This is a genomic window from Bacteroides sp. RCH18 (genome assembly GCF_058231005.1).
Window position 1 is genome coordinate 3,498,616 of record NZ_JBIPTC010000001.1, and the last position, 23,174, is coordinate 3,521,789.

General features: G+C 41.0%; 20 protein-coding genes and 1 tRNA gene. 13 read left to right on the top strand and 8 right to left on the bottom strand.

Annotation, left to right across the window (positions count from 1 at the left end):
* Positions 1-738 precede the first annotated feature (738 nt).
* Positions 739-2,385 (bottom strand): tetratricopeptide repeat protein, encoded by a 1,647-nt coding sequence (locus ACHLI0_RS13665; RefSeq protein WP_234119858.1) that lies wholly within the window; start codon positions 2,383-2,385, stop codon positions 739-741.
* Positions 2,386-2,531: 146 nt separating this feature from the next.
* Complete coding sequence (locus ACHLI0_RS13670; protein WP_011108706.1) at positions 2,532-2,894, bottom strand: DUF3244 domain-containing protein; 363 nt, start codon at positions 2,892-2,894, stop codon at positions 2,532-2,534.
* 312 nt (positions 2,895-3,206) lie between these two features.
* Between ACHLI0_RS13670 and ACHLI0_RS13675 the strand changes: the two genes are divergently transcribed.
* From ACHLI0_RS13675 to ACHLI0_RS13735, 13 genes are all read left to right on the top strand, one after another.
* Positions 3,207-4,139 (top strand): DUF4848 domain-containing protein, encoded by a 933-nt coding sequence (locus tag ACHLI0_RS13675; RefSeq protein ID WP_234119857.1) that lies wholly within the window; start codon positions 3,207-3,209, stop codon positions 4,137-4,139.
* Between the two features lie 87 nt (positions 4,140-4,226).
* On the top strand, positions 4,227-4,808 hold the full coding sequence (locus ACHLI0_RS13680; RefSeq protein WP_008767455.1) for a hypothetical protein: 582 nt from the start codon (positions 4,227-4,229) through the stop codon (positions 4,806-4,808).
* Positions 4,809-4,988: 180 nt separating this feature from the next.
* Positions 4,989-5,576: an LOG family protein gene (locus ACHLI0_RS13685; RefSeq protein ID WP_234119855.1), complete on the top strand. Its 588-nt coding sequence runs from the start codon at positions 4,989-4,991 to the stop codon at positions 5,574-5,576.
* Positions 5,573-6,295 (top strand): DUF4271 domain-containing protein, encoded by a 723-nt coding sequence (locus ACHLI0_RS13690; RefSeq protein WP_490749390.1) that lies wholly within the window; start codon positions 5,573-5,575, stop codon positions 6,293-6,295. The genes ACHLI0_RS13685 and ACHLI0_RS13690 overlap by 4 nt, the downstream gene beginning before the upstream one ends.
* Positions 6,296-6,299: 4 nt before the next feature.
* Positions 6,300-7,046 (top strand): uroporphyrinogen-III synthase, encoded by a 747-nt coding sequence (locus ACHLI0_RS13695; protein ID WP_008762834.1) that lies wholly within the window; start codon positions 6,300-6,302, stop codon positions 7,044-7,046.
* 5 nt (positions 7,047-7,051) lie between these two features.
* Complete coding sequence (rnpA, locus tag ACHLI0_RS13700) at positions 7,052-7,441, top strand: ribonuclease P protein component (RefSeq protein ID WP_008762835.1); 390 nt, start codon at positions 7,052-7,054, stop codon at positions 7,439-7,441.
* Between the two features lie 32 nt (positions 7,442-7,473).
* A complete protein-coding gene (gene yidD, locus ACHLI0_RS13705; RefSeq protein ID WP_370448174.1) occupies positions 7,474-7,713 on the top strand; it encodes a membrane protein insertion efficiency factor YidD in 240 nt (79 codons plus the stop codon).
* Between the two features lie 28 nt (positions 7,714-7,741).
* Positions 7,742-8,431 (top strand): TatD family hydrolase, encoded by a 690-nt coding sequence (locus tag ACHLI0_RS13710; RefSeq protein WP_490749391.1) that lies wholly within the window; start codon positions 7,742-7,744, stop codon positions 8,429-8,431.
* An 84-nt stretch (positions 8,432-8,515) separates the two neighbouring features.
* Positions 8,516-9,808, top strand: coding sequence for a tyrosine--tRNA ligase (gene tyrS / locus ACHLI0_RS13715; RefSeq protein ID WP_234119851.1), 1,293 nt, complete (start codon positions 8,516-8,518; stop codon positions 9,806-9,808).
* Positions 9,809-9,916: 108 nt separating this feature from the next.
* Positions 9,917-9,990 (top strand) — tRNA-Gln (locus tag ACHLI0_RS13720).
* A 334-nt stretch (positions 9,991-10,324) separates the two neighbouring features.
* Positions 10,325-11,167 (top strand): 5-dehydro-4-deoxy-D-glucuronate isomerase, encoded by an 843-nt coding sequence (gene kduI, locus ACHLI0_RS13725; protein ID WP_490749392.1) that lies wholly within the window; start codon positions 10,325-10,327, stop codon positions 11,165-11,167.
* Positions 11,168-11,206: 39 nt separating this feature from the next.
* A complete protein-coding gene (locus ACHLI0_RS13730) occupies positions 11,207-12,010 on the top strand; it encodes a gluconate 5-dehydrogenase (RefSeq protein WP_008762840.1) in 804 nt (267 codons plus the stop codon).
* 152 nt (positions 12,011-12,162) lie between these two features.
* The gene (locus tag ACHLI0_RS13735; RefSeq protein ID WP_143919397.1) at positions 12,163-13,407 is read left to right on the top strand and encodes a BT3233 family polysaccharide utilization protein; all 1,245 of its coding nucleotides are present in this window, start codon (positions 12,163-12,165) and stop codon (positions 13,405-13,407) included.
* A 278-nt stretch (positions 13,408-13,685) separates the two neighbouring features.
* Here the strand turns inward: ACHLI0_RS13735 and ACHLI0_RS13740 are convergent, their stop codons facing one another.
* The 6 genes from ACHLI0_RS13740 to ACHLI0_RS13765 form a co-directional block, all read right to left on the bottom strand.
* Positions 13,686-14,876 carry a hypothetical protein gene (locus ACHLI0_RS13740; RefSeq protein WP_373258994.1) on the bottom strand — a complete coding sequence of 397 codons (1,191 nt, stop codon included), beginning with the start codon at positions 14,874-14,876 and terminating at the stop codon, positions 13,686-13,688.
* A gap of 205 nt (positions 14,877-15,081) precedes the next feature.
* Positions 15,082-16,116 carry a BACON domain-containing protein gene (locus ACHLI0_RS13745; RefSeq protein ID WP_008762843.1) on the bottom strand — a complete coding sequence of 345 codons (1,035 nt, stop codon included), beginning with the start codon at positions 16,114-16,116 and terminating at the stop codon, positions 15,082-15,084.
* Positions 16,117-16,133: 17 nt separating this feature from the next.
* Positions 16,134-17,390, bottom strand: a complete 1,257-nt coding sequence (locus ACHLI0_RS13750; RefSeq protein ID WP_490749393.1) for a DUF4302 domain-containing protein — start codon at positions 17,388-17,390, stop codon at positions 16,134-16,136.
* A gap of 12 nt (positions 17,391-17,402) precedes the next feature.
* Entirely contained in the window at positions 17,403-18,281 is an 879-nt protein-coding gene (locus ACHLI0_RS13755) for a zinc-binding metallopeptidase (protein ID WP_490749394.1), read from the bottom strand.
* A gap of 13 nt (positions 18,282-18,294) precedes the next feature.
* A complete protein-coding gene (locus ACHLI0_RS13760; protein ID WP_055219167.1) occupies positions 18,295-19,854 on the bottom strand; it encodes a RagB/SusD family nutrient uptake outer membrane protein in 1,560 nt (519 codons plus the stop codon).
* An 18-nt stretch (positions 19,855-19,872) separates the two neighbouring features.
* Positions 19,873-23,025 carry a SusC/RagA family TonB-linked outer membrane protein gene (locus ACHLI0_RS13765; protein WP_490749585.1) on the bottom strand — a complete coding sequence of 1,051 codons (3,153 nt, stop codon included), beginning with the start codon at positions 23,023-23,025 and terminating at the stop codon, positions 19,873-19,875.
* Between the last annotated feature and the right edge of the window lie 149 nt (positions 23,026-23,174).

The window sequence follows — 23,174 nt, forward strand, 5'->3', positions numbered from 1 at the left end:
ACAGCAGATGACTATTCTGCATTCAGCTTTTTCAGTTTCGTCCGCAAACGCCTTGTCAGAAGGGGATAGCGGCTGAAAGCACTGCTTTACAACCCCGTCTCTGACATACTTTGAAAGGGGGCAGGTGGTTTCAGTTCTTTCAGCCCTGACATACGGGCTAAATTTGGTAAGCCCCGAGCTGAACTTCATTCATCGCCGAGCTAAAGTCTGCTCGCCTCCGAGGTGAAAGTTGGCGAGCTGCCGGCTTATTTCAGATCAATCAAGCGAAGAGAGTGTTCTGATCAAACAGAGGGTCTGTTTGCCTTGGATAGAGGCTCTGTTTATCTTGAATACAGGCTCTGTTTGAGGTAAATGCAGGCTCTATTTCAACTGTTGGCAGAGTTTATTCATTATACACAGTGACTCGGATAGTAATTAGCGGAAAGCCTGTGTAGTAATGAATAAAATATGGGGAGATTTCCAACTCCTTGAATGATGCTGGCTGACCTGCGGAATGGTACTTTCTGACACGCTGAGAGGTACCATCTGATATCTTGAACGGTATCAAGTTTGAGATTGTTTTTGGGGACTGAAAGGACTGAAGTACCTTACTCCCTTCATAAAGCTTCAAGAACGGGGTTGTAAAACTGTGCCTTCAGCCGCTATCCCCTTCTGACAGGGAGCTTGCGGGCGAAACTGAAGATACTGAATGCGGGTATTTCTTCTTTGTGTGGAATATCAGAGATTTAGTTCATCTTTTTAAAAAGAGACAATGAAGTCATCTAGGTTTGCGGGTGTTCCTTCTTTATTGAATATCTTCTTATAAAGCTGTTTTCTGCTCATAGATACAGCGCTTTGTGTACGGCATACCAATTGTGAAATTGTAGAAACTGGAATTTTAATTTTTAACAGTAAACAAATACGTAGTTCCATCTTGGTAATAGAGGGATGCAGTATGAATAACTTGTTGGTGAAATTGTCATATGTATCATTAATGATATTTTCTAGTTCTTTCCATTCTGTTTCGGTGAGTCTGATCGAGGAATCTTCTATCGCACGATAACAATAAGCATAAATATCAGACCTTCTAAGCGCTTCCTCAAGTAATGCTTGTTCTCTTTGTGATGTTTCGATAGCTTGATTGGTTTGTTCTAGCTTTTCCTTTTTTGCAAGTAAAAGTTTTTGTTGTAAATCATTGTTTTCCTGCTCGAACAATTTTACCTTTTCTTTTAATTCTTCAATTTTTTTCTTGTTCTCCTCTATATATAGTTGGCTTTTCCGATATTGTTGTTCGTTAATCTCATGAAGTTTTTTCTCTTGTTCCCGAATCATAGCTTTCCTGTTTCTATTATATCGAATAAGGATGATAACTCCTAAAACGATGGCAATAACAATAAAGATGATCCATGCTTGTTGTTCTGCATTTTTCTTGCGCAAATATTCTTTTTCTTTCTCAATATGTTGGTAATCATACAAAGCCTTTATTTTTCGCAAAGATTCTGTGTTGGATATGTCGTAAATGCTATCAGAACATTCTGTATATTTCTCCAGATATGCTAATCCTTCTTCATAGTTGCCACGTTCTTTTTCTATTTCATATAAATTCCGATAGGCTCCTATGTCTGAATATACATTATTATGTCCTATATTTTTCTTGAAGTAATAGGCTGCTGAATCTTTTTGTCCTATACTTACATAGAAATTTCCCCAAACATCATAATTTATATCTTTCTCATCTTGCCATTTACTATTTGTTTCTTGTAGCGTTTTCAATGCTTCGTCATATTTTCCCATTTGAATATAGATGCCTGCCAATTCTTCGAGAATATTTACTTCCCTTTGTATGTCTCCATTGCTATTAGCTAATTGGTATGCTTTGTTATAATAATAGATTGTGCTGTCTGTTATCTCAAGTAAATTGAATGCTCTTCCTAAATCTCGTAGTGCATAAGCGCTAGTAAGACTGTCTTTGCCTAGTTGTAAGTAGTGATAAGCGTTTCGATAAGCTTGTAGTACTTCCTCTGTGAGACCTTCATAGGCAAATAGAGTTCCCATTTGGCTGTATATTCGCCCCAATAAAGCGTAGTTCTTGCTATCTGTAGAAATATCAAAAGCTTTGTGGAAATAAGAAAGTGCTGTAGGACCTTCATGAAGATCAAGGTATACTCTGCCTGTGTAATAATAGGATTTTATCAGTTTGTCCTTATCATTTTCTCTTTCATAATAATCAGTGACGGATAACATTAGAGAATCAGACGTATGAGGCACGTAACATCTGTCACGTGCCTCTGTTAACAGCAGGTAATAGTACATTCTTGCTGATTGTGATTCCTTTGTGATACTCTCACTCAGAGAGTCTAAAATGGTTAATGCACTATCTGGATATTCTTTAATAATATTTTCCACCCGCAGTATTGTGTTGGGGTATGGGGCAGTGCATGAGAATAGGCATATAATGCTTAAATAGAATAGTATAAATTTTCGTCTTTGTTTCATTTGAATGTATGTATCATTGCGATTTTATTTGCGCAAATATACACATATATCAAGACTTATAATATAAAACAACCGATAATATAGTTTTCGCCGGATTTTATTTCGATAATATATTCTCCGGAAGATATATTTTCCAGAGTAAATACATGTTCATTGTTAGCTTGAATACTTGTAAGGTCTAGGTAGATAGTTTTGTTGAAGGAATCCTTTACTTCAATTATAATGTTTTCTAAATCTATATTAGCATGAATAAAGAGTGTACTCCCTTCGTAGTAAAGATTAAGGGGGGTAGATATTGGCACTCTAGTACTTGCTTTTACTTCCCAAGACTCTCTTTTTATTCTGATGCGATTTTTAGCTTGGAGTGCTGTGCATCCTAATACTGCAATAATTGCAATAAATAGTAGTTTTTTCATCATGATCGTTCTTTTATTTTTTTTGCAAATTAAAGGCTAATTGTCTGATTGTTTAGTATGGATGAGTTCAGAAATAATTCAGTTTTTAGATCAAATGGCATTTTTTATTTCTGAATTATTACTGAATTGAATATCTAGGTCGATACCTCCATTATCTCTACTTTTGTAGCAGATAATCTGGTCAAAGTTTTGGTAAGGGTTTTTTGAGTACAGGATTATTGAAGGATAGAAAAAGCCATTAAATAATTGAGTCATAAAAAATAGCATAAAGATAGTTGCAACTACGAATTGATATTAACTAAAAAAGAAAAAACAATGAAAAAACTATTTTCAACACTGACACTAACAGTATGTTTAGGTGCATTTATTTCTTGTACCAATGATGAACAGGAAGTGAATATGGTTAAACCGACGAATGCTAATCCTGAAATAGAAGTAATAAACGACGGTACTATGATTAAATTTAAAGATGTGGAATCGTACGAGAATGCTCTTTTGAAAGTGAGTGCAATGTCTACTTCAGAACAAGTTAGTTTTCTTAATTCATTATCTTTTAAGTCTCAGATGATTCTGATGCAAGAAGCGGATGGTGAGTTGGATAAAATCTGTAATCAAGCTGCTGATAAAGCGGAGTTTGATGTTCTATATGAGAAATATAAACATAAATATGGTGATGTATTTATGTTTAATACTATCGATGCTACTGATCTGTCACCTTATTCAAGGCTTGTTTATGTAGCCAATGAATACTTTGTTAATATGAAAGGTGAATTTATGATTGGCGATTCTTTGGTTGTGGATAAGGTATATACTGACTTTAAAGAGCGTCAACAACAATTTACGGTTTCTACTCGTTCGTCTGTTTCAGATTTAAGTTCTATAAATGAAGCATATAGTCGTCAAAAAGATAGAAAAGTAGGATTATATTTATCTGTTTCATCAGGAATAATACATGCTAATTTTACTTCGCAAAAGAAAGGAGTCTTTGGATGGAGCCGTTACTCTACGACATACCATGCTAAAGTAAACCTTCGTGGTTTTGAGTTTGCTCAAGGAGAACTACTGGGGTATGGTCCAGTGTATGTAAATAAAGATGGTATTCCTTTTGCTATTGATACCAAAGAAATGGGTGGAAATGTAACCAAAGTTTTTGGACGTAAGTTAGCACAAGAGTGTACGGGTACAATAGAAATCTGGTCTCGGGGTGTGCCGTATGACCAAAGAGGATTTGCCACTGTGAGATTATAAAAGTGTAAATGAGGACGAAAGTAGCAACAACCATAAACTCTTTTGTCCTCATCATTTGTATATTAAATAATAAAAACTGAACTTCTAATGAAAACAATTACTAATTTAATATTTATAGCATTGCTATTTGTTACAGCATCATTATCTGCACAGGAACATGGTCCTGTTTTAGGAGGCTCTTTAGGAACATTGCATGAAAAAGTGAGTGTGGTTTCCAGTAATTTTGAGGGATATAAACTTCATTATCATATTGGATATGCTTATCGGCAGTATTGGGGTAATCGTAAATTTGCAATGGATGGCATTGCTCTTTTTGGCTCGCAGGGGACTGATTATCAAGCCTTCAATTCGGATAGTCCTAAGTATAGTGTAAACGGAAAATATCTATCAATAGGGACTGTGTTCAGTTATGAATGTTTTTCTAATTTTAGACTTGGAGTCGGAGCAGATGTGGCTTGGTATGTAAATCGATTGGGTGCATCTACTTATAATAGCAAAAAAAATGCGATCGATATACCTATTGTGGCAAGAGTTAGTTATACGCTGAAATGGCTTGAACTACAACTATCTTATAAACAAGGTACTTGCAATCTGATGAATACTAGTGGTGTTGGAAAAGTAACTTCACGAAATATTCAATTTTCTGTTTTTATGCCAATATTTAAATAATGAGTGTTGAAGTAGGAGAATATAGGCTTGACTGTGCTATTTATAGAAATAGAATATGCAGTCTTGCCTTCGTGTTTATTCTTCTATCTTCACTTTGACATAAATTACACATTCATTTTGATATGTATATGATTTCTTTGTACTTTTGTACCCATTCATCCAGTAAACTTGCAAAAGACAATGAATCAGATACATTCCGTATGCGTATACAGCGCATCCAGCACTAAGATAGCCCCCGTATATTTTGAAGCAGCCGAAAAGCTCGGCAGCCTGCTTGCCAAACAACATATCCGTCTGATAAACGGTGCCGGAAGCATCGGGCTGATGAGCTCCGTGGCCGACGCAGTTCTGAAGAATGGCGGTGAAGTGACAGGTGTTATCCCCCACTTCATGGTCGAGCAGAACTGGCATCACACAGGGTTGACGGAATTGATCGAAGTCACTTCCATGCACGAACGCAAGCAGAAGATGGCGAATCTGAGTGACGGCATCATTGCCTTGCCGGGCGGATGCGGCACTCTGGAAGAATTGCTTGAAATCATCACATGGAAACAGCTCGGACTGTATCTGAATCCGATTATCATTCTGAATATAAACGGCTTTTTTGATCCGCTGCTCCAAATGCTCGAACGGGCAATAGAGGAAAACTTCATGCGCCAGCAACACGGTGATATATGGAAAGTAGCACAAACACCGGAAGAAGCGGTGGAGTTACTTCAGACAACTCCCGTATGGGACGCTTCTATCCGTAAATTTGCAGCCATATGATAGCCGATATACTGAACTCCGGATTCGAGGGAATCCCTATCTCCTACTCTCCCCGTACGGATGATGTGATTGCCTTGACATTGCTTGCCTGCTTCTTTCTTTCCTCCATCGCTCTGGCTCGCGGAAAGAAGTTTCTCACCCAACAAGTGAAAGACTTTGTATTGCATCGCGAGCGGACAAGCATTTTTGATAGTTCTACGGCAGCCGATGTGCGCTATCTCCTCGTACTGGTAGTGCAGACCTGTGTATTGACAGGTATCGTGTTCTTCAATTATTTTCATGATACATGTCCGATGCTGATGACCAAGGTCTCCCCTCTCCTGCTATTGGGGATTTATGTCGGCTTCTGCCTTGCCTATTTTTTACTGAAATGGTTACTTTATATGTTCCTCGGATGGGTGTTTTTTGACAAAAACAAGACAAATATATGGTTGGAATCTTATTCTGCGCTCATATATTACGTCGGATTCGCCCTTTTTCCTTTTGTTCTATTCCTTGTTTATTTCGATCTGAATCTGACCAATTTAGTGATAATCGGACTAATTATTCTAATTTTTACTAAAATATTGATGTTTTATAAGTGGGTAAAGCTTTTTTTTCATCAATTAAGTGCGGCTTTCCTATTAATTTTGTACTTTTGCGCTCTTGAAATCATACCCTGTCTGCTACTCTATCAGGGAATGATTCAGGTAAACAATGTATTGCTAATAAAAATTTAGGACGTTGAAAATTAAAAAAGTACTAGTTTCGCAGCCTAAGCCTGCGTCAGAGAAATCTCCCTATTACGACATAGCAGAGAAATATGGCGTAAAAATAGATTTCCGGCCGTTTATAAAGGTCGAGAGTCTTTCGGCGAAAGAATTCCGGCAACAGAAGGTTTCAATTCTTGATCACACTGCCGTTATATTCACTTCACGCCACGCAATCGATCACTTCTTTAATCTGTGTACGGAGCTGCGTGTGACTATTCCGGAAACAATGAAGTATTTCTGTGTCACAGAAGCGGTTGCATTGTACATTCAGAAGTATGTGCAATATCGCAAACGTAAAATCTTCTTCGGCGCTACCGGAAAGATTGAAGATTTGGTGCCATCTATCGTAAAGCATAAAACGGAGAAATATCTCGTCCCTATGTCGGACGTGCACAATGATGATGTGAAAAACCTGCTCGACAAGAATAACATACAGCATACAGAAGCTGTAATGTATCGCACTGTGAGCAATGACTTTACATCGGATGAGGAATTTGATTATGACATGCTCGTGTTCTTCAGCCCTGCCGGAGTGACTTCTTTGAAGAAGAACTTCCCGGACTTTGACCAGAAAGAGATCAGAATCGGTACCTTCGGGTCGACTACCGCGCAAGCTGTACGCGACGCCGGACTCCGTCTGGACCTTGAAGCACCGACTGTGCAGGCTCCGTCAATGACGGCTGCGCTCGATATGTTCATCAAGGAAAACAATAAATAAACAGCGTGAGCGTATATACTTTGCGTAAAGCCGAAAGGCTGAATAGTAAAATATTGATCGGAAAGATGTTCGAAGGCGGCCATTCCAAGTCGTTTTCCATCTTTCCGATACGCGTTGTATATATGCCCATAGAACAAGGTGAAGTGCCGGCAACGATACTTATCAGCGTATCGAAGCGGCGTTTCAAACGTGCTGTAAAGCGCAATCGGGTGAAGCGGCAGATACGCGAAGTCTACCGGAAGAACAAACAGCCACTGCTGGACGGTCTGCAAAACAAGGGGCAGCGTCTGGCAATCGCTTTTATCTATCTGTCGGACGAACTTGTAGCCACTGCCGAACTGGAAGAGAAAATGAAGACAGCGCTTTCGCGCATTTCTGAAAAGTTATCCTTATGAAGCCCCGTGCTCACCGGGTGTCCGTCTGTTGGATGTCCCTGAAAAGTCTTGTGAGGAAGGTGTTTTCATTCTTACTGCTGATTCCTATCTATTTTTACCGGGTGTGTATTTCGCCCCTTACCCCTCCGTCTTGTCGGTTTACGCCCACCTGTTCGGCCTATGCGGTCGAAGCAATCAAGAAACACGGTCCCGTTAAAGGACTCTATCTGGCTGTCCGGCGCATCCTCAGATGTCATCCGTGGGGTGGTTCCGGTTACGATCCTGTACCTTAAAAACGATTTATCCTAAAGAACGAGAGATATGGAGAATAACGCGAGTCATATTCTGGATATTCATACTCACAAGTCGGAGGATGTTTCCCACGGTAAAGCGATTATCAATTTTCCATTACCGGTGGATGATTCGCTGTGCCTGTCGGCTTCGGATGTCGGGACGGCAGGTAAAGAGGGATATTTCTATTCGGCCGGCATTCATCCCTGGAAACTGACGGAACGCAATGCGGATGAGCAATTTGAACTTCTGCAGCAGTTGCTTGTGAAAGAGCAGTTTGTGGCGGTAGGAGAGGCGGGGCTCGATAAACTGACAGCTGCTCCGATGGAGCTTCAGGTAAGGATGTTTGAGAAGCAGGTGGAATTGTCGGAGAAGTATCGGTTGCCACTGATTATTCATTGTGTGAAGGCGATGGATGAGTTGCTGGCGGTGAGGAAGAAACTGAATCCGGCTCAGTCCTGGATTTGGCACGGCTTTCGCGGGAAACCGCAGCAGGCAGGGCAATTGATAAAGAACGGCATTTATCTTTCTTTCGGTGCGCACTATCCGGAGGAAACGGTGAAGGGAGTGCCTGCCGGTCGCCTGTTTCTGGAGACGGATGACAGTCCGGTCGACATTGAAGAAGTGCTGAAGCAGGTGGCGAAAGCACGAAGCACGGATGTGGAAGAGCTGCGGCAGGCGATTCGGGAAAATATTCAAAAAGTCTTTTTTAGGCGTTAAGAGTTGTATCTTCCGAGAAAGAGTCGTACTTTTGTCGCACATGGAATTGAAAGAAAATAAAAACCTAATAAAAAGAGTAATACGATGAATTTTGTAGAAGAATTGAGATGGCGTGGCATGCTGCAGGACATCATGCCGGGAACGGAAGAGTTGTTAAACAAAGAGCAGGTGACTGCCTATTTGGGTATCGACCCGACTGCCGATTCGCTACACATTGGTCACCTTTGTGGAGTGATGATCCTTCGTCATTTACAACGCTGCGGCCATAAGCCGCTGGCACTCATCGGTGGCGCTACAGGTATGATTGGAGACCCTTCCGGAAAATCGGCAGAACGTAACCTGCTGAATGAGGAAACATTGCGTCACAATCAGGCGTGTATCAAAAAACAGCTTGCCAAGTTCCTCGACTTCGAGTCGGATGTGCCTAACCGTGCTGAATTAGTGAACAATTATGACTGGATGAAAGAGTTTTCTTTCCTTGACTTTGTTCGCGAAGTAGGTAAGCATATTACTGTAAACTATATGATGGCAAAGGATTCTGTAAAGCGTCGCCTCAACGGAGAAGCACGTGACGGACTGTCATTCACCGAATTTACTTATCAGCTGCTTCAAGGCTACGACTTCCTTCATCTGTATGAAACAAAGGGGTGTAAACTTCAGATGGGCGGTTCCGACCAGTGGGGAAATATCACTACCGGAGCAGAACTGATCCGCCGTACCAATGGGGGAGAGGTGTTCGCGCTGACTTGCCCGCTGATCACAAAGGCTGACGGTGGTAAGTTTGGTAAAACTGAATCCGGAAATATCTGGCTGGACCCTCGTTATACTTCTCCCTATAAGTTCTATCAGTTCTGGCTGAACGTAAGCGACTCTGATGCAGAACGCTATATCAAGATTTTCACTTCGATCGAGAAGGAAGAAATCGAAGCATTAGTGGCCGAGCACCAGCAGGCTCCGCACTTGCGTGCTTTGCAGAAACGTCTGGCCAAGGAAGTGACTATCATGGTTCACTCCGAAGAAGATTACAATGCAGCGGTAGATGCGTCTAATATCCTGTTCGGTAACGCTACTTCCGAGTCGTTGCGCAAGTTGGACGAAGATACGTTGCTAGCTGTATTCGAAGGCGTTCCCCAGTTTGAAATCTCTCGTGACGCCTTGGCAGAAGGAGTGAAGGCTGTTGACCTGTTTGTCGATAATGCAGCTGTATTTGCTTCGAAAGGCGAAATGCGTAAGTTGGTTCAGGGCGGTGGCGTATCATTGAATAAAGAAAAACTGGAAGCTTTTGACCAGGTTATTACGACTGCCGATCTGCTTGACGAGAAATATCTGCTTGTTCAGCGTGGTAAAAAGAACTATTTTCTGCTGATTGCGAAGTAAAATTCAGCGATTTGCAAGGTGGCAAAGTAAAAAAGTAATCGAAATATTTGGAGGTTTGCTTGCAAACCTCTATCTTTGCACCGCTTTTTAACAGAAAGCGCATATGTTTGTCCTATGGTGTAATGGTAGCACAACAGTTTTTGGTTCTGTTTGTCTAAGTTCGAATCTTGGTAGGACAACCAAAAGGAAGCTCTGATAATCATTGATTATTGGAGCTTCCTTTTTTTATATCGTTTTGTGTCATTGAAAATAGCCGTCAAAGTGTGCGCATACCGGCTTCTTTTTTCAGAAAAAACAGGGACAGTCTATTTTTCTTCTATTAGGTAAAAAACTCCTTTGAAACGTATTATAGTTCGTTAAAAAGATGTACATTGCATCAATTCTGGACATTTTTGGTGGATAATTGGAACAAAATTGCAAGGTTAACCCGTTTTCTTTTACTATTTTTGCATCGTGTACGTAAACGATGTGCATTTGAGAAAGAGAGCTTATTCAATAACTATAAATAAATAAGGTATGAAAACGAACTATGAAATTCGCTATGCTGCGCATCCTGAGGATGCAAAAAGTTATGATACTGCAAGAATCCGTCGCGATTTCTTAATCGAAAAGATATTTGTTCCCAACGAAGTGAATATGGTGTACTCCATGTACGACCGTATGGTTGTAGGCGGCGCGCTTCCGGTAGGAGAGGTGCTGACACTCGAAGCGATCGACCCGCTGAAGGCTCCGTTCTTCCTGACCCGTCGTGAAATGGGTATTTATAATGTAGGCGGACCGGGCGTAGTGAAAGCCGGAGACGCGGTTTTCGAACTTGACTATAAAGAAGCCCTCTACCTTGGTTCGGGCGACCGTGTGGTGACGTTCGAAAGCAAGGACGCTTCCAATCCTGCCAAATTCTATTTCAACTCACTAACCGCACACCGCAACTATCCCGACCGTAAAGTGACGAAAGTGGATGCCGTAGTGGCTGAAATGGGCTCGCTGGAAGGTTCCAACCACCGTAACATCAATAAGATGCTGGTCAATCAGGTATTGCCTACCTGCCAGCTACAGATGGGTATGACGGAACTTGCTCCGGGAAGCGTATGGAACACGATGCCTGCCCACGTGCACAGCCGTCGTATGGAGGCTTACTTCTACTTCGAAATCCCCGAAGAGCACGCTATCTGCCACTTTATGGGTGAGGTGGACGAAACTCGTCACGTATGGATGAAGGGCGATCAGGCGGTTCTGTCTCCCGAATGGTCGATCCACTCGGCTGCGGCTACCCACAACTATACCTTTATCTGGGGTATGGGCGGTGAAAACCTCGATTATGGCGATCAGGACTTCTCATTAATTACAGATTTAAAATAAACAACTACAATAGTTTTCATCATTTAATAACAAAAAATTATGAATCAGTATTTGAATTTTTCTTTGAAAGGTAAAGTAGCTCTCGTTACAGGTGCTTCTTACGGTATCGGTTTTGCAATTGCTTCTGCATACGCAGAACAAGGCGCTACTGTATGTTTTAACGACATCAACCAGGAGTTGGTAGACAAAGGTATGGCTGCCTATGCTGAAAAGGGAATTAAAGCTCACGGTTATGTATGCGACGTAACAGACGAACCGGCTGTTCAGGCAATGGTTGCTACTATCGAGAAAGAAGTAGGTACGATTGATATCCTTGTTAATAACGCTGGTATTATCCGCCGTGTTCCTATGCACGAAATGGAAGCTGCTGACTTCCGTCGTGTGATTGATATCGACTTGAACGCTCCGTTCATCGTTTCTAAGGCTGTATTGCCTGCCATGATGAAGAAGCGTGCCGGTAAAATCATCAACATCTGCTCTATGATGTCTGAGCTGGGGCGTGAAACTGTATCGGCTTACGCTGCTGCCAAAGGTGGTCTGAAGATGCTGACTCGCAATATCTGCTCTGAATATGGTGAATACAACATTCAGTGTAACGGCATCGGCCCGGGTTATATCGCTACTCCGCAAACTGCTCCTCTTCGTGAGAAACAAGCAGACGGAAGCCGTCACCCGTTCGATTCATTCATCTGCGCCAAGACTCCTGCCGGTCGTTGGTTGGATCCGGAAGAACTGACTGGTCCTGCCGTATTCCTGGCTTCTGAGGCTTCTAACGCTGTTAACGGTCATGTTCTTTACGTAGACGGTGGTATCCTGGCTTATATCGGAAAACAGCCGAAATAACGATAACAAGAGATTATAATAAGGTGATAGGGTGGTAAGGAGATTCTTTACCGCCTGTCACCTTATCGTTTTTCTGTTGAATAGTTTACGGTTTACATTTATCCCCTTTCGTTTTTTTACCTGATTCTATCCCCTTATTTGTTGTGTATAATATGAAGAAGATATTTATTCTGGCTGCTATTGCCCTGATGGGTTTTGCCTCTTGTGCTGACAGCAAGCAGTCAATGACGGTTACAGTAACCAATCCTCTGGCGTTGGAGCGCACAGGTGAAATGGTTGAAGTTCCGATGAGTGACGTTACAGCCAAGCTGCAGCTGGCTGATACGGCCCAGATCGTAGTGCTTGGTGAAGATGGTCAGCAAGTACCTTATCAAGTGACGTATGACGAGAAAGTGGTTTTCCCGGCTACGGTGAAAGCAAATGGCACAGCCACTTATACTATCCAATCCGGTACTCCCGACCCGTATAATGTAATTGCCTGCGGCCGCTATTATCCCGAACGTCTGGACGACGTGGCATGGGAGAATGACCTGGGCGGATACCGTGCCTATGGCCCTGCCTTGCAGAAACGTGGTGAACGTGGTTTCGGCTACGACCTCTTTACGAAGTATAACACTACGGAACCGATTCTTGAAAGCCTTTACGCTGAAGAACTGGATAAGGAAAAGCGTGCCAGAATTGCCGAACTGAAAAAGACAGACCCTAAAGCGGCTGCCGAACTGCAAAATGCCATCTCTTATCACATTGACCACGGCTACGGAATGGATTGTTATGCCGTAGGTCCTACGCTGGGCTGCGGTACAGCCGCTCTGATGGCGGGTGATACGATTATCTATCCTTATTGCTATCGCACACAGGAAATCCTTGATAATGGCCCGCTGCGCTTCACAGTGAAACTGGAATTTAATCCATTGACTGTCCGTGGCGATTCTAACGTGGTGGAAACGCGTGTCATCACATTGGATGCCGGCTCGTATCTCAACAAAACCGTCGTTTCGTATACTAATCTGAAAGAAGCGATGCCTGTGACTACCGGAATCGTTCTTCGTGAACCGGACGGTGTGGTTACAGCAGACGCTGCAAACGGCTATATCACCTATGTAGATCCTACAACCGATAGAAGCGGCGGTAACGGTAAGATATTTATCGGCGCTGCATTTCCTTCACTGGTAAAAGAGGCAAAGACCGTTCTTTTCCCGGAAAAGGAGAAGAAGGAGCTGCGCGGTGGAGCTGACGGTCATGTACTGGCAATCAGCGAGTATGAACCGGGTTCGGAATATACTTATTACTGGGGTTCTGCCTGGGATAAGGCTGCTATCAAGACAGCTGATGCGTGGAATGCGTATATGGCTGAGTATGCGCAGAAGGTGCGTACACCGTTGACGGTGACTTACTAAGACGGTAGTTAATAAACTCTGGTACAAGCATTCTAATATGTCACGACAGGTCTTAATATCTGACTTCTCAGGTATTAATACTTGTCGCGTCAGTTATTAATACCTGAGAAGTCAAGTATTAATAGCTGATAACCCAGTTATATAAGGCTCTCCTTATTTCATTCGAAAGGCTGAAATAAGGGGAGTTTTATTGTCGGGTAGAATATGGGTATAACAAGAAAAACGGTTTTATAAGAGATTTCCTAGTGTGAGTACTATATAAACGAACAATGCAGTACTTAAAATGTATATCCTATCACTCCTGACCATCCATTAACGAGGGCTGATTTTTCCATCATGTCTCTTAAGCCTTTGAATTGAGCGCGTATGCATATCATTTGTTTGTTTTTTCGCGAAAGTTTGAAGTTTACTCCCGCATTGGCGTAATAGCCAGGGTAGACACCATCCAGCCATCTCTCGCTCTTATCATTTATCTTTATCTTGGCATTGATCATTCCACTGAAGTCTGCTCCAAGCTCAACAAATGGTCGCGCCATTCCTTTCGGATAGGTATAGCGTATTCCTAACTTACCCGAAAACATTGTTCCGCTATGTTTAAATATAGTGGATGAATTTTCATTATTCAATGATCTTGCAGAGGATGTTATGCGGGAAAAAGACACATCAAAACAACCACTGAGTGAACTCATCCACCGTCTATTGCTGATAGCTAAAGTGACTCCTGCCAGGTAAGATAGTTCGGGTGAGCTATAGAGCCCGATCGGACTACCCGATGGTACATTATATTGAATAACTCCTACATAAGGAGTTATATCTAACTGTATTGAACGTTTATCTTCTTTTGCTTCAAATTCAATGCAATCTTCATTGCTGGTACACATTGCATAATGATATTCTTTTGTGATTTTTATCATCTCCTTTCGGCTGAAACGGGCCCGGTCTATTTGGGGAGCCAGGCTTGGGCAGTCTTTGAATGCGTAATGAAGAAGGGGAATATATCGGTCAGTCTGGCCTTTAAACTGTATATTGGTAGCCTGCTTGGACAGTTTGGGCGCATCTATTTTTACAAGGGTATTATTATCTTCAACAAAATAGATTGGTATGTTATCTTCTGTCTCATAGTAGTACAAGCTTTTCATTCCTTGTAGCAAATATTCGAGAAAGACGGGGGTAGAGACACCGTATTTCAATTCTATGTTCTTGGAGACATAGTATTTACCGTCGTCTGTAAAACGGTATCCCAAGATTTCGAAAGGATGATAGGTTACTGGTTCGGTATCATTACCTTGTGATTGAAAGACGCAGCGTTTAGCATTCATCTTATCTGTACGGTAGTCAATTTCTCCGTATACCGTATCTTTTTGAACAGTGATGATAAATCCCGGACGATAGTTGTTTTGTGCGTAAAGTACAGGGATTAATAGTAGGCATGTCTTTAAACATATTAGTCGGAAAAGAATCATTTTCATATGTGTGATTGTTGGTTTAACTTTTTTGTGTGTCCGAAAGATACGAATTAATTTAATAATAACATCATCTTTTGTATTGCTTTTTATATGGAAAAGGATAATGTAAAGGGTGTCCAATGTTGAACACCCTTTATATGAATAATTAATGTAAAGCTAAATCTTATACATGTTAGAGAGACAGACTTAGCTAAGCACGCTTGCCGTCTTATTTGCTTAGTGTAAGAGCGTTGAATTTCTCCAACCATCCTGCACTTCCTGTTCCCGCAGCACCGGAGAATGCCCAGTAGGCAATGCCATTGACTACGTCTCCATCCCAGGAGCCATTATCACCAAATACCAATGCAAATTTGCCATTGATGGATGACGGATAAGCAACATATTGCGTTGACATATCCCAACTGACATATCCACCTTCAGACAATGTTACTGTATAGATGTTATATCTCCCAGCATATGTTCCTAAATTAAGACCTCCCATTGTGAGTAAGGCCTCTCCATTATAGATTAACGGTAGGTCAAAGAAATTGGAAATACCTGACAAGTAGAAGATGGTAGGTTCCTCTTCATCCTGAACTACTTCTATTTCTCCAGCTAGAGTACTATCATCTCCATCAACAAAGGATACTCTCCATTTGCCTGCGATGTCTTTCAATTCATACTCTCCAAGATGATAGTAAATCGTTTTTTTACCTGCGGTAACTTTAACTGCCGCTCCTCGTGGGGTTTTATCAGCACTCGCAGCAACATTAAATGTTATAGTTCTGTTTTCTTCGTCAAGTGTGTATGATAACCAACTTTGGGCTTCGGCGGGTACTTCTATTGAATAGGATGCTGTGGTTGAGAAAGATACTGTAGCAGAACCACCGGCATAAGTAAAAGCATGCCCCAATTCTGATTTATTATACAGAATAACACAGCCACCCTGTGAAACAGGAACCAAAGTGGATGCTTCACCATCTGTTATGGTTACTGCTGCCGTACGTCCGGACATATCATTATTTTCAATGACAGAAACATTTATAATATCTCCATTCACGCTTACGGTACACCAATCTTTATTGGAGGTAGCAGTAATTTCACTTATTGCGTTAACTTTTATTGTACCGGTTCCTCCAGCAGATTCAAATGTGACATTTGAGCTAACAATCTGCAAAGAAGATGTTTCTTTATCGTCGTCGTTACTACATGAGAAGACGAATACGCATAATAATAATGCAAATATGCTTGTTATTTTCTTCATAATATGCTGTTTGTTAATTAATCAACTTTTATCAATGTTACATCTTGGAACATTGTAGAGAATCCATACCAACCGTCTGTTTTTTGATATACCAGCAACATAAGGGTGCAAATAGGATTGTTTACATAAGTGAACTTAATTGTAAGCGGATCTGTATTTGCAATACGTCCTTGGAATACAGCTGAGTCATCTGCATAGAAATTGCCTCCGGGAATTCCTGGATATAATAATACGTTGTAACCTTGATATACGCCAACTGTCTGAGAAGGTACATCAATACAGTCTGTTGTCATATTATAGTTATAGACAAATTCAATAGGAGTACCACTCAAAGCAAAATTCATTGCAAATGATTTTCCTATCATTTTTTGTTTGAGCTCAAGTTGTATACGTTGCCCATTTGCTAATTGTAGTATATAGTTGCCTAAATAGTTGAGATATCCTTCCGGACAATAGAATTCTATTTTTGCATCTACACCTGTATCTGTACAAATATATGTAAGGTTTTCATTATCCCATTTGAAGTTGTTTATTTCTACTCCATTAACTACTAATGGTTCATACATTTTAATGCCTTCCTCTGTATATATGAACGGATATAGACTTACGGTTGTTTCACCGGTTTCGTCTACTTTGGTAACTGAGAAGGCATGCTCTTCCTGTCCCATTTTAGTTATTTCCTGACCATTCACAATTAACTTATAGGTTACATATGAAGCCTGTGAAACGACATTGGCAATATTGGTCAGTTTCTCTTGCCAATTTGTTTCAGCAGGCAGAGGTGTCATGATCAACGTTACTCCATGTTTTTTCCCAGTCAGTACGATCTTTTCTTTTGAAACGCTTCTGAAGACGAACTCATAATCTCCGGCATATCCTGGTGAATTATAACCACTCGGTTCACAGAATTCGTGAATTAATTCATTGTATGAATCAAAACTTAATTCTGTTCCCTGGTATGATTCAACTTTATACAAGGAAGTAGATTCTTCTCCAATTTCGTAATTATCTGTAGCGAAATCTGCAGCCATAATTACATTATTGCCATCAAATCGTGCCAAAACATTGAAGCCACCATATTCTCCGTCTTCTCCTGTATAATACTCGAGTAACCACCCATTGGTTGCGCCCTTTAAAATCTCCTGACATTCGTTGACGGAGGCTATAGCCCGTTGTGCAGAAGATTCATCAAAGATATCATCTTCATTAAACAGACACGATTGCATCATCAGGCAAACGCAAGTCAGTAAGCCATATATTTTAATCTTTCTCATATCCTACAATTATTAAAGCGTACTTAAATCTAATTCGGTAATTTCACTTTGCCGGCGCAAAACAATTTCGCGCAATTTGTCTAAATCAAGTCCCCAGGAATTGAGCATGTAATCAAATACAATCTCAAATTTCTTTTCTATGATCGGTCTTCCTGTTGTGCCGGCACTTGCTAGCATATCTTCCCAAGTACTAGCGTCATTGGTGACATAAATAGCAACCATCTCCGCAAAATCTTCCGTAGCACGGTCCATTGCATAAGGAGAGATAAATCCTTTTTGCAGAGCAACCGACTCAGATACCCTATACCAGCTTGAACCTACGTAGTCGGATTCCGATATACGATCGTATGATGTATCATAGGCTTTTTTCTGATTAAGAATATGTGTAAATTCATGATGCATTGTCTTGAAATAGTACTCATTTAATTGAGCTACACTGAGATTGTTTTTATCTATTTCATTTACACGAAACAGGGTTACTTTCATTCCTCCTTCGGCTTGTCCGAGGATCATACCTGACTCGGTATAAGCAACATTTCCAATGAATTGGAGTAGTTTAGGGACATACGTACGGGTCATGTCAATTCCCCATATTTCGTCATAAGCTTCCATCCATACAAATTTTACAATCTTAGCCAATGTAATTGCGTTGTCATACTTGGCTGGAACCAGATGATATTCTACATCCGTTTCATTGTCATCCAGACGATATTTCACCTGGATATTATAAGTGTAAACATAGTTGTCAAGTAGCCATTTGTCAAACTCGTTGGGCTCATAAACTTCACTAGGATCAAATATACTGCGTTTGGTATCAATATCATCTTTATTACATGAGCCTAAAAAAACGGCTATAGTAACGATCAATGTATATATTATATATTTTTTCATAACTTATCGATTTTTATTTAGTTCTAGGGTTTGGTTTTAATCCGGCTGAAATAACATCGCTCGGTATCTGTATTGCTCGACGAGGATCATTGGGTTCCAGCTTATCTGTGACGGTAATAGTACCATTATCATTCATTAAACGACGATAGATAGTAATACCGTAGCGTTTAATATCCTGCCAGCGTAACCCTTCATGTAAAGTTGTTAAACGTCGTGCATGAAGTATGCAGTGAATTACATTTTCCTGTGTTTCATTTGTTATAGTAAAGTCGGGATTCAATTTTTTCTTAACTGTAGATTCAGTAGGAGTGTAATATTCCATGTTTCCGTAGAAATCGTTTATAGATTCTGTGGTAAGCGGGGTAGTAGAACGTGTGTATGCTTCTCGCCATATATTTAAATCAGCAATTGCCTGTGGATACATTTCTTTCATTGCATAAGCTTCTGCACGGCAGAGTAATGTTTCATCCGTAGTAAATGCTGCATTGATCATGTGTCCGTTGATTGTTCCGGCTACTGCGTCAACTACTTCTTTATATTGAGTTATTTTCATAACAACGATTTTGGTCGGCAGTGCACTTGAGTTACTCCAAACACCCATATAATAGTCACTTCCCCAAGGACCAACAGAATTGCATGTCTCATTGCCTACTTTCGGTCCATGGGCGTATCTTTCGCCTAGTCCATAAGGTGCATGAACATATCCCCAATAAGAACCTGCACTGACCAATAATAAGTTAGCGCCATTCGTTGCATCTACATAAGCATTTGGCTGAACACTGCCATTTATGTCTAGTGCACCCAAAGATTTCCAGTCGCGTACAGAGGTGGCTGGATTGCTTCCTAATACTTTTGTTGCGTAATCGATCACCTTGGTGTAATTTGATTTATCCGATTTTACATAGTACAAGTAAAAGCGTGCAGCAAAAGCTTGAGCTGCTTTCTTTGTAAAGTGATATTTGGGGACTGCATAAATATCAGTAACCAGATCTAGACCTTCCAATAGATCTTTCTCAATATTTTGGTATACCTCCTCTAGAGTTCCGCGTTGATAATCAGGGCTTACGGTTGTCTCTATCGTTTTCATGTAGGGGATACCCAAGTCTGAACTTGCTTGGCTGCTATAAGCGTTACAAAATATATTGGCAAGTAAAAAATGAGCATAGGCGCGACATACTAGGGCTTCTCCCTTTTCAGCGCTAAGAGAAGCTGGATTTCCTGCGTCTTCAATCACTTTCAAAACCTCGTTGCAGGCAGAGATTGCCATATAGCAAGATTCCCAAAGTGCATGGGGAGAGTCCTGATCTTGTTCTGCAGAGTCTGCCCACTTATAGAGATCTTCTTGCAAACGGTTGAAAGAAGAAAAGCGATTCGGATAAGCATCAGTATTGTCTGATGACATTTCTCCCATCTCACAGATTGCTGTAGTAGGATAGGCGGAAAGTAATATTTTGCCAACATTGTTTTCATTCAGCTCGGTACGATTGTCGGGAAGCTCATCTAAGAAATTAGAACACGATGAGAGCCCTATTGCGAGCGCGGCCACACTGGCCATTATTATGTATTTCTTCATATTCGTTCTTATTTTAAATTATAACCCCAGTCTTAAAGTAATAGTAAATTGGCGGGGAACCGGTGAGGCAACACCACCTGCATTAAAGAATTCCGGGTCCTGACCATTTAGCTTATCATCCGCATAGATTAAGAAAAGGTTGGTGGCTTGGACTTTCAGCGAGAGGTCTGTTAACTTCAATGGGTTGATCCATGCTTTGGGGAAGTCATAAGCCAGTGAGATTTCTTTCAGACGGATAAAATCCCCCTTTGCAATGCGTTCTGTTGAATAATTGTAAGCATTGTAGGCATACTTCAAGTCTTCATTGCTGTCGTACATACGTTTGCTCAAAATAGCAGGAACATTAGTCTTTGCTTCGTCTCCGGGGAGTGTCCATCGATTTTTAAATTCACGAGTCATTGCCGTTAGATCCGAATAATATGCTTTGAATACGGGATTTAAACGGATAACATTTCCAAATGAATAAGTGATAAATAAATTCAAACGGAAACCTTTGTATGAGAACATATTACCCAAACTACCTGTAATGGTAGGATCAGTCGGACCTTCATACTTCAGGAAACCGGTATTTTGGCGTTCCTGGAAATTTATATCGGTACTAGTCGCTTCGCCCTTTTCATTTATAATGACTGGAATACCATCTTTGTCAAGACCTACAAATGGGATAGAGAATAGCCCACGAACCGGATAGCCTTGTTTAGCGAATCCATTACCGGAAATAAGCTCCATCACATTCGCATTTTGTTTCAAATCAGTGACTTCATTTTTTGCATTAGAGAATATAAAGTCGGTGTTCCAGTTGAAATCTTTTGTTTTAATATTCTTGGTTGATAAAGTGAATTCAATACCATGTGATTTCATTGAAGCGATATTTGCATACTTCAGGATCTGTCCACCTGCGCCTTGTGTATTAACGATACCAATCAAATCGTAGTTGTTACGTTTGTACCAGTCTACAGCTAAATTAATGCGGTTATTCAAGAAGCCCATGTCGGCACCAATATTCAACTCGTGCTTCTTTTCATAAGTTAATTCGCTATTTTCTAGTTCCTTAATATACAATCCGGACTCCTGGATAGAAGTAAATGGTCGATAAGGACTATAGCTGGTTATAATAGCCTGTGAGTTTGTTACGTCTGCCGGACCGCGGTCGGCTGTTAACGAATAAGATGCTTTCAGTGTAAAGTGTGAAAGAACAGAAGTTAAATTGCTGAAGAATTTTTCTTCATGGGCATTCCATGCTCCTGATACGTTCCATGTAGGTAACCAACGTGCCGAGCGGCTCTTACCCATACGGTTGGTACCTTCGTAGCGGGCTGTTCCATTCACAGTATAACGACCTTTATAAGAGTAGGTAGCATTGGCGAAGAAGGCGGCACTACGGCTACGGGTCTGACTCAATGAGTAGTAATTATTGCCGTCTTCGATACCTTTTTTGAAGAATTCATATACATAGTAGGGTATTTCGCCCATTGAGTATTGCATACCCCATCCTTGATAGTAATTCTTTGATCGGTCTGTAGAGTTGATTTCTGTTCCTGCAAAGAAGTTAGTGATATGTATATCATTAAATACGTGGTTCCAACTAGCTGTAGCTCGGAAGTCGTAACCTAGCATCTTATAGTCTCTACGTTGATAAATACCACCTTCCGGTAAGATAGAGATCGGTAGTGCATATGGATTATCTGGGTTTTTATAAAGAAATGGATTGCGGTCCATAATTGTCTTGTCATCTAGACCTGCACGATAAGCCGATGCCTGGTTTGACTGGTCTTTAATGTTGTGCTCCTGTGAAGTTGATTGATACTTCACGGCTCCCAAAGCGCTTAGCTCTAATCCGGTAATTGGTTTCCATTTCAACTCGCCTTGGAACTTTAAATCTGCAATGTTCAGTTCCATGTAATTGTTGTCCAATTCGTTCAGAATGTTGAAATCAGCATAGTTGCTGGTGTAATAAGTGTTTGGGTCTAATGTACGTGAAGTATTCAATGCATATGAATAGGGGTTGATGTCAAATTCACGTTTTACCTGACCGTTTACTAGGTCAATGTCTTGTCCTAAAGTTCCCGGTGCTTTTTGCTTACGATAAGAAGCACTTGATATCAAGTTTATGCTTAGGTTCTTTAAGATATTATGATTCATATTTAAGTTGGCTGTATAGCGATCAACTCCACTTTGCTTGTACCATCCCGGATCGTGCATAGCACTTAAAGAAGCATAGAACGATGACTTTTCTGTACCAGAGCTAAGACTTACAGAATGATTCTGACTTAGACTGGGAGAGAAAAGTGTGTCAAACCAATCGGTATTTCTCATTTCAGCTTCACGTAGATAGGCATTTTTAGCTTCGTCAGTATTTAATAACGCATATTGTCCGGTAGTAGGATCGTATGTGTTAATTAACTGATACATCTTTCCGTATACACCACTTTCTGCAGTTCGGGAGGTTTCAGCGAAATTTAACCAGCCTTTCTGTTGCATTTCTTTGTATACTCCCATCTGATCTTGCGAGTTCATGATGTTAAAGTCATTGTAGCTTGGTACTAAACGGGTAGTAAATTCACCGGTATAGCTTATTCTACTGACTCCGGCTTTACCTTTCTTTGTAGTAACAACGATTACACCTGCCATTGCACGTGCGCCATAGATTGAGGTTGCTGAGCCGTCTTTCAAAATCTGAAAGCTTTCAATATCATCTGCGTTCAGACCGGCAATAGCCGAACTAATCAGAGTTTCAGCATCGCCTGAAGATAGTTGATCAGCGCTGACTTCTACAGCGTCTTCCATAATAACTCCATCCACTACCCATAATGGTTTGGAGCTACCATAAATGGAGGTAGCACCGCGAACGCGGATTTTGGGAGCTGTACCAAATGTACCGGATACATTCTGGACTGACACACCCGCAGCACGGCCTTCAAGACCACGGCTGATATCTGCCATACCATTAAGTTTTACGCCTTCTGCATCAAGTTTTGTTGCAGCTCCCGTGAAAAGGCGCTTGTCCATTTTTTGCATACCGGTTACCACTACTTCCTCCAGAACTTCTGCATCTGGTTTCATCAGAATTCTTATTGTTCCTGTTTTGATAGGAATCTCCTGAGTTTTCATTCCAATGTAGCTAATTTTCAAAGTTCTAGCAGAACTTGTACATCGTTTATTACTTACCATCGATATCGTGACTGTTCCATCGTTGTACCTTTCACTAATACGGATGCTCCACAACAGCTGATCATCTTCCTCAGAAATGACGACACTGTCACTTTTTAGGTGTTTGGCAATCACTAGACTATGCTTGCAGCAAGCAGGCAATAACAGCA